Origin of the sequence: Microvirga pakistanensis (assembly GCF_004458765.1) — a bacterium.
Classification (GTDB): domain Bacteria; phylum Pseudomonadota; class Alphaproteobacteria; order Rhizobiales; family Beijerinckiaceae; genus Microvirga; species Microvirga pakistanensis.
Genome location: NZ_SPJX01000089.1, coordinates 1 through 223 on the forward strand (window position 1 = coordinate 1; position 223 = coordinate 223).

The window sequence follows — 223 nt, forward strand, 5'->3', positions numbered from 1 at the left end:
CCTCTCCCTATCGCGTTCTCGCCCGTAAATACCGTCCGCGCACCTTCGACGACCTGATCGGTCAGGAGGCGATGGTCCGGACCCTCTCGAACGCCTTCGAGACCGGCCGCAGTCCGCAGGCCTGGATGCTCACCGGCGTCCGCGGCGTGGGCAAGACCACGACGGCCCGCATCCTGGCCCGGGGCCTCAACTACCAGAAGCCCGACGGCTCCGGCGGCCCCAC

The 223-nt window shown here is 70.0% G+C and carries 1 pseudogene; it reads left to right on the forward strand.

From position 1 onward, the window contains the following. Positions 1–223: pseudogene (locus E4K09_RS02850) on the forward strand (DNA polymerase III subunit gamma/tau); the annotation flags it as partial.